The organism is Nitratidesulfovibrio oxamicus, from assembly GCF_015731765.1.
GTDB classification, from domain to species: Bacteria; Desulfobacterota; Desulfovibrionia; order Desulfovibrionales; family Desulfovibrionaceae; genus Cupidesulfovibrio; species Cupidesulfovibrio oxamicus.
Window position 1 is genome coordinate 1 of sequence record NZ_VRYY01000070.1, and the last position, 7,499, is coordinate 7,499.

At 66.5% G+C, this 7,499-nt stretch carries 6 protein-coding genes and 1 pseudogene; all 7 read left to right on the forward strand.

The window, feature by feature from the left end; translation table 11 throughout:
- Positions 1–613: pseudogene (locus tag FVW20_RS03265) on the forward strand (hypothetical protein); the annotation flags it as partial.
- A gap of 249 nt (positions 614–862) precedes the next feature.
- Entirely contained in the window at positions 863–1,684 is an 822-nt protein-coding gene (locus FVW20_RS03270; protein WP_196608280.1) for a hemolysin family protein, read from the forward strand.
- 251 nt (positions 1,685–1,935) lie between these two features.
- A complete protein-coding gene (gene lnt / locus FVW20_RS03275) occupies positions 1,936–3,501 on the forward strand; it encodes an apolipoprotein N-acyltransferase (RefSeq protein WP_196608281.1) in 1,566 nt (521 codons plus the stop codon).
- Positions 3,502–3,544: 43 nt separating this feature from the next.
- A protein-coding gene (gene prfB / locus FVW20_RS03280; protein ID WP_196608282.1) for a peptide chain release factor 2 occupies positions 3,545–4,676 on the forward strand; the annotation gives its coding sequence in 2 pieces (ribosomal slippage) (positions 3,545–3,619 and positions 3,621–4,676; 1,131 coding nt in all).
- Positions 4,657–5,616, forward strand: coding sequence for a GGDEF domain-containing protein (locus FVW20_RS03285; protein ID WP_196608283.1), 960 nt, complete (start codon positions 4,657–4,659; stop codon positions 5,614–5,616). Before prfB ends, FVW20_RS03285 begins: the two co-directional genes overlap by 20 nt.
- 187 nt (positions 5,617–5,803) lie before the next feature.
- The gene (locus tag FVW20_RS03290; protein WP_196608284.1) at positions 5,804–6,622 is read left to right on the forward strand and encodes a MinD/ParA family protein; all 819 of its coding nucleotides are present in this window, start codon (positions 5,804–5,806) and stop codon (positions 6,620–6,622) included.
- Between the two features lie 138 nt (positions 6,623–6,760).
- Positions 6,761–7,111: an HU family DNA-binding protein gene (locus tag FVW20_RS03295; RefSeq protein ID WP_307831323.1), complete on the forward strand. Its 351-nt coding sequence runs from the start codon at positions 6,761–6,763 to the stop codon at positions 7,109–7,111.
- Positions 7,112–7,499 lie beyond the last annotated feature (388 nt).

Below are 7,499 nucleotides of genomic sequence, written 5' to 3' on the forward strand. Positions count from 1 at the left end.
GGGCACGCCGTTGCTGGCCCTGCCCGATGCCGCCAGCCTGAACAGCTTTACCGCGCACGCCGCACCCGTTCCCACGGACGATGCCGCCGCGGGCGAATCCACCGCCCACGGCACGGGCGCAGCGCCGGTCCACGAATCGGGCAAGGCCGCAGCCCCTGCCACCCCCACCTGCGGGGACGCTCACAACGACGACATCGCAACACCGCTCTTTCCGGACATCAGCCGCGCCCTGCCCGTGGCCCTGCTGAACCTATCCGGCGGCGGGCTGCGCCTGCTGGTGCCGCGCGCCACGGCCCGCTCCGCCACGGCGCGAGGCATGAACCTGGACATCGGGGGGCGTCTGGCCGCCCTGCTGGAACTGTACGACCCCCAACATGACCGCAGCCAGGGCTTCTGGTTGCAATGCCGCATCCAGAACCGCTTCGTGGCCTTCGAAACGCGCGACGTGGAACTGGGCCTTCAGGTGCTCGCCTGGGGCCAGGCCCGCGACACCGCCCCCCACATGGCCGACTGGAAACCCCTGTCCGACGAGGGAGAGGTTGAACCGCTGGGCAACTGGGTGATACGCCGCCACCTTGAGCTTTACAGGGAAAGCGGGAGCGATGTAGTGTGAGTGCGGACCGCAAGCGCCCGGCCCCCGGGCTTGTTCTGGATTCGTCCCGGATTCGTTCAGGACCGGACCCGATCCTGTCCGGGTTGATGCAGGTTTGCCCCGGACATGTTCGGCGTGTCCAAATCGACGATGCACGGCCATGCAGGCCCCGGCCAGCCCACGTACCCGCGTGCGACGGCACCCCGCCAGCCGCCGGTGGCGAATCCCGCCCCGCCCCACGGCGACGTCACCACAACACAGGAGCCCCCCTTGGACGGAGAATCGGGCAGTCCCATCTGGTCGCGCATCACGCGGCTGTTCCAGAACCGCACCGGCGACACGGTGGAGCAGGCCATCATCGAAGCCCGCGAAGACGGCGAACTTGACGCCGAAGAAGGCTCGATGCTGCTGAACATCCTGAGCCTTGACGACACGCAGGTCCAGGACATCATGACCCCCCGCACCGACATCGACTGCGTGGAAGTGGACAACTCCCTCGGAGAGGTCATCGAGCGCATCGTCGCATCCGGGCATTCCCGCATCCCCATCTACCGTGAAAACCGCGACAACATCGTGGGCGTGGTCTACGCCAAGGATCTGCTGCGCTGCTTCGTCGACCCCACCGGGTGCGCAACCCCGGTGGCCGAGCTGATGCGCGAGCCGTACTTCGTGCCGGAGACCAAGAACGTCTACGAACTGCTCCAGGAATTTCGTGGTCGCAAGAACCACATGGCCATCGTGCTCGACGAGTACGGCGGCACTTCCGGCCTCGTCACCATCGAAGACGTGCTGGAACTCATCGTGGGCGACATCGAGGACGAGCACGATGCCCCGCGCGACGAGGACATCGTGGTCCTTGACGGCGAAAACTACCAGCTTTCCGGGCGCGCCCTGCTGGAAGACCTGGAAGAACTGGGCATCAGCCTGGATTCGGACGAGGTGGACACCATCGGCGGCTATCTCAGCATGCTGGCGGGCCATGTGCCCCAGGCGGGCGAGACGTTCGACCTTGCCGGACGCCGCTTCGAGGTAGCCGAGGCCGACGCCAAGCAGATCCGTACCGTGCGCGTGGGGCCGCTGGACGCAGCCTGACCCGGACACGGGAACACGCACACGGCATCCCTCTCCAATGCGGCTAGGCCGCTTGTTTACGGCTTCCTTCGCCGCCGTTCCCGCATGCCCCCCGGCATGCGGGTTGCGCGCCCTGACGTCTTCGGGCATCCGCCCTGTTGCTCTTCACCCCGGCATTCCGGGGCCGGAACGCTCCCCGCGCGATTACCCGCAACGCATCCGTAACCGCGCCGTACTTGACTTTTCCCCCACCGGGGGTTTCACCTCCTCGCATGCGCAACTCACTCTGCATCCTTCTCGGCGCCGCCGGGCTGTGGCTCGGCTTTCCCAATCCACTGGCCCAACTGCCGCTGCTCGCCCTTGCCTATCCCCTGGCCCTGCTGCTGCTGGGCCTTGGCGCATCGGGCCGCTGGCCCGCCTTTCGCCTGGGCTGGATTACGGGCATCGTCGGGGCCTCGGCCTGCCTGTACTGGCTGGCCCTGCCCGTGCACGAATACGGTCAGTTGCCGTGGGTGCTGGCCGTGCCCTGCGCCGTGGCCATCGGCGCTTACGTGGGGCTGTACGGCGGACTTTTCTGCCTGTTGGCGCACCTGACGCGCGACCGTCTGGGGGCGTTCCGGCGCGGGCTGTTCCTGGGCTGCGCCTGGCTGCTGCTGGAAATGCTGCGCGGCGCGTTCCTGACCGGGTTCCCCTGGCTTGCCCTGTCAGGCGCCTTTGCCCCGTGGCCGGTGGCCATACAGGGGGCTGCGCTGGTGGGCGCGTACGGCCTGTCCGGCCTGCTGGTAGCCGTGGTGTGCTGGACCATGGGGGCCATCGCCCCGGAATGCGGCCCCCGCTGCCCCGGCGTACGGCGGTCGGTTTCGCCGTCGTCCCTGGCCCAGACGCTGGCCTGCGCGCTGGGGGCCTCGCTGGTTGCCTTCGGCCTGGTGGGGCATGGCGCCTACATCCTGTCGCGAGGCCTGCCCAAGGACGGCGAATCGTTCCGGGTGGCGCTGGTGCAGGGCAACATCGACCAGGACCAGAAGTGGGAGGCCGCCTTCCAGCGTTCCACGGTGGACCGCTACCTTGCCCTGAGCAAGGACGCCGTCACCGCCGTGCACCCGGCCCTGATCGTGTGGCCGGAAACGGCCATGCCCTTCTACTTTCAGGAGCACAAGGAATTCGGCCCGGCCGTCCGGGGCTTTGCCGCCGCCAGCCGCACCCCGGTGCTGGTGGGCACGCCGGGCTACGTCAATGCGCCGGTGAAGCGGGGCTACCTGCTGTACAACCGCGCCATGCTGGTGGACGCAAACGGCCGCGATGCCGGGCACTACGACAAGGAGCACCTTGTCCCCTTCGGCGAATACGCCCCCCCCGGCCTCGACATGCCCTTTCTGGAAACCCTGATGCAGGGCGTGGGCGACTTCACCCCCGGCACCGCCGTGGCCCCGCTGCGCCTTGGCAACCTTGCGCTGGGCATACTCATTTGCTATGAAACTATTTTCCCGGAACTGGCCCAACAGCGCGTGGCCGACGGTGCCAGTGTTCTGGTCAACATCAGCAACGATGCGTGGTTCGGCACCACATCGGCCCCGGAACAGCACCTGCAGCTTTCGGTGCTGCGAGCAGTGGAACAGGGCCGCTACGTGCTGCGCGGCACCAATACCGGCATTTCCGCCATCATCGACCCGCACGGGCGCATCGCCGAACGCGGCGGCCTGTTCCGGGCAGAGGTGATCAGCGGCATGGCCACGGCCCGCACGGAAACCACCGTGTTCCACCGGGTGCAGCATCTGGTGTGGCCCGTGGCCCTGGGGCTGGCCGTCCTTGCGTTGCTGTGGCCCGCACGCCGTTCCTAGAACACTCCCCACGCACAACCCCGCAAACAGACATACCATCCACATGCTTCAGCTTGCCGAATTGCGCGCGCGCAGCGCCGCCCTCATCGACCAGTACGCCTCCCTCTGGGGGCGTCTTTGACCTTGCGGGCAACCGCAACCGCCTCGACGAAATCGAGCGCCAGCTTTCCAGCCCCGACGCCTGGAACAACCCCGAAAAACTCACCCCGGTCCTGCAGGAAAAAAGCCAGCTCGAAGGCGAGATAACGCGCCTCGAACGGTTGGAAACCAGCCGCCGCGACGTCACCGAATGGCTGACCCTGGCCGAGGAAGAAGAAGCGGCGGGCGAACCGGGGCAAGAGGCCCTGGAGTCGCTGGCCGAACAGGTGACCGCGCTGGAAACCCTGCTGCAGGAGACGGAGATGAACATGCTCCTCTCCGGCAAGGAAGACCGCATGCCCGCCATCGTGGAAATCCACCCCGGCGCAGGCGGCACAGAGGCCCAGGACTGGGCCGAGATGCTGGTGCGCATGTACCTGCGCTGGGCCGACACCCACGACATGAAGGCCGAATACCTGGACTACCTGGCGGGCGACGAGGCAGGCGTGAAAAGCGTCACCCTGCGCATGGCCGGGCCCAACGCCTATGGCCTGCTCAAGGGCGAAAAGGGCATCCACCGGCTCATCCGCATTTCGCCGTTCGACTCGTCCGGCAGGCGGCACACCTCGTTCGCCTCGGTGGACGTGATCCCCGACGTGGGCCAGGAAATCACCGTGGACATCAAGGAAACGGACCTGCGCATCGACATCTTCCGCTCCAGCGGCCCCGGCGGCCAGAGCGTGAACACCACCAGTTCCGCCGTGCGCATCACGCACTTGCCCACGGGCATTTCCGCCCAGTGCCAGAACGAAAAGTCGCAGCACAGCAACCGCGACACGGCCATGCAGATCCTGCGCGCCCGCCTGTACGAACTGGAACTGCGCAAGCTGGAAGAAGAGAAAAAGGCCCAGTACGCGGGCAAGGACGCCATCGGCTTCGGCAGCCAGATTCGCACCTACACGCTGCAACCGTACCGACTTGTGAAGGACCACCGCACCAATACGGAAATTGGCGACGTCGAGGCCGTGCTGGACGGCCGCATCGATCAGCTCCTGCGGGACTATCTGCTGTACCTCCATGGCCAGAAAACCAACTGACGCCGACCATTCCGCCAGCCCTGCCGGGCCTGCGGGTTCCACGGGTTCCGCCAGTTCCACTGGCTCCACCGGCCCTGCCAAGGTGGAAGCACCCGGCGATTCCGCCCAGTTGCTGGGCGAACTGGACGCCCTGCGCCGTGCGCTGGCCGAAGAAGCCGCACGCACCACGCCCGCCAGTGCGGAACAGCCCGCCGACGGCCCCCTGCTGGCCGTGGCCCGTCTGTTTCCCGGCATGACCCGGCACCGCTGGCTGACCCTGGCCGAGGAACATGGCCTGCGCCAGTGGTTCGCCATCGATCTGGACAAGAGCACCAACTTCAACCTGCGCGAACTGCAAAAAGCCGTGGAAGAGCTGGCGCACCAGCGCGACCACGACCCCCTCACCGACCTGATGAACCGCCGGGCCTTCCTGCGTCAGGTGGAACTGGAACTGCAACGGGTGCTCCGGGGCGGGGCGGAACTCTGCCTGGCCATGCTGGACCTGGACGACTTCAAGCGAGTCAACGACAGGTGGGGCCACGCCTGCGGCGACCTGGTGCTGCGGCGCATGGCCGACCTGCTGCGCGACGCCACCCGCGCCTACGACGTGGCGGCCCGCATCGGCGGCGAGGAATTCGTGCTGCTGCTGCCGGGCGCCTCGCCCATGCGCGCCCAGGCCCTGCTGGAGCGGCTGCTGCAGGACCTGCGCGACGAAACTTTCGAGTGCCGGGACGAAACCTTTCGGGTCAGCTTTTCGGCGGGCATCGCCGGGTGCAAGGGCGCCACGGTGTGCCGGGCCGAAGAACTGCTGGACCGGGCGGACAAGGCCCTGTACGAGGCCAAGGCTGCGGGCAAGGCCCGCGTGCGGGTGCACCGGCTGCCGGGCGTACCCGACTACGACCGCTCGACCATGGTGCAGTCGGATGAGAAGCAGTTTCTTTTTTCGGGCAACGACGACTAGGGGCTGCCTCCAAATTGTCCTTTTGCCCGTTGGCTGCGTCAAACTTCGCCTGCCATGTCGGTCGAATACAATAAGAGTATACTCCCTCATGGCAGGCTCATTTTCCTTGCCAACGAACAAAAATCCTAATTGGGAGACAGCCCCTAGGGCAATTTGACTCCCCACGGGCCGCATCAACGGACGAAACATGACGCAGAACACCACACTCAGCGTTTCCATACTCAGCGGCAAGGGGGGCGTGGGCAAGACCAACATCGCCCTCAACCTCGGCTATTGCCTGTACCGCGGCGGGCACCCCCTGCTGCTCATGGACTGCGACCTCGGGCTGGCCAACCTGGATGTGCTGCTGGGCATTGCCCCGGACAAAAACATGCAGGATCTTCTGGACAGCGACGCCGCCCCCCGCGACATCGCCGTGCCCATCGAACAGGGCGGCTTCGACTTCCTGCCCGCGGCTTCGGGCGTGCCCGAACTGGTGGAGATGGACGGCGACATGCGCGCCCTGCTGGTGCGCAAGCTGGAGCCGTTGTTCTCCAACTACGACTTCCTGTTCCTGGACCTTGGCGCGGGCATCAACCCCACGGTGCTGGCCTTCGCCGCCATGACCCAGTTGCGCATCGTCATCGTGACGCCGGAACCCACCTCGCTCACCGACAGTTATGCGCTGATGAAGGTGCTTTCCACCCAGCACGGCGTGCGCGACTTCTTCGTCATCGTCAACCAGGCGGAATCGCGCAAGGAAGAAACCCAGACCTTCGAGCGGCTCGCCGCCGCCTGCCGCAAGTTCCTGGACATCGAACCGCAATTCCTTGGCGGCGTGCGCCTGGACAAGGCCCTGCCCGACGCGGTGCGCAAGCAGAAGCCGTTGATGCGCGTTGCCCCGCAATCGCCTGCGGCACAAGACCTTTTCTCCATCGCGGTCAAGCTGCAACGCATGCGTGCCGCCCTGCTGCCCGAACTGGCAGACAGGCACCCGTTGCGCGCACTTTCGGATGAGGCGTATTAACCCCTTGAAACCTTGACCATCTTCGGCCATAGTGCGTCCATGGTCTTTGGAATTGCCACGGAACCCCACCCTACCCCCCCGTGGTAGGGCCGTCCTGGCAAGGCTTCAGCGCATCCGGCGGCAGGCACCACGCCACGCATCGCACGCTACAGGCTACGTCATCCGGGGCGGAACGAACCGCCCCCATCGCACCGCCGCACCACGGAGGATTCCATGAACAAGAGCGAACTCATCAAGACGCTGTCCGAAGAGACGAACATCCCCATCGAGGAAGCCGCCATGGTCGTGAACACCTTCGTGGACAACATGAAGGAAGCGCTGGCCGATGGCGACCGCGTGGAAATCCGCGGTTTCGGCAGCTTCAAGGTCAAGGACTACGGCGGCTATTCCGGTCGCAACCCCAAGACCGGCGACATGGTCGTCGTCCAGCCCAAACGTCTGCCCTTCTTCCGCGCCGGGAAGGAACTGAAAGAATTCCTCAACGATTAGGCGATGCCCTCGCAGTCATCGCCTGACGGCACGGCGGCACGGGCTCTCCGTGCCGCCGCCCCGACGCTTCGCCCGCATCCGACACCCCTTTCCCGTTTCACCCAGCCGCGCCCGCACGGGACCGCGGCGTGGGTGTGCTGTTGCCTGCTCAGCATCGCGCTGTGCGCACTGCTGGCCGCGTGCGCCCCTTTGTGTCAGACCGGGCAACCCGACGCTGCCGGGCCGTCTGGCATTGTTGCTGGCACGGCCATGGCCCCCGCACAGGATACCCCGGACGCGACAGACGGACACGCAGACGGACAGACCGGCGGCCCCGCACCGGCACCGCCCGCCATGGCGCGCGACGGCCTGCCCACTGGGCTTCCCTTTGCCTCCGCCGGCGAGCCGC

Bases quoted from the DNA above. Each gene is read 5' to 3' on its own strand.
- FVW20_RS03290 (WP_196608284.1), top strand. From the start codon at position 5,804: ATGACGCAGAACACCACACTCAGCGTTTCCATACTCAGCGGCAAGGGG.
- FVW20_RS03285 (WP_196608283.1), top strand. From the start codon at position 4,657: ATGGCCAGAAAACCAACTGACGCCGACCATTCCGCCAGCCCTGCCGGG.
- lnt (WP_196608281.1), top strand. From the start codon at position 1,936: ATGCGCAACTCACTCTGCATCCTTCTCGGCGCCGCCGGGCTGTGGCTC.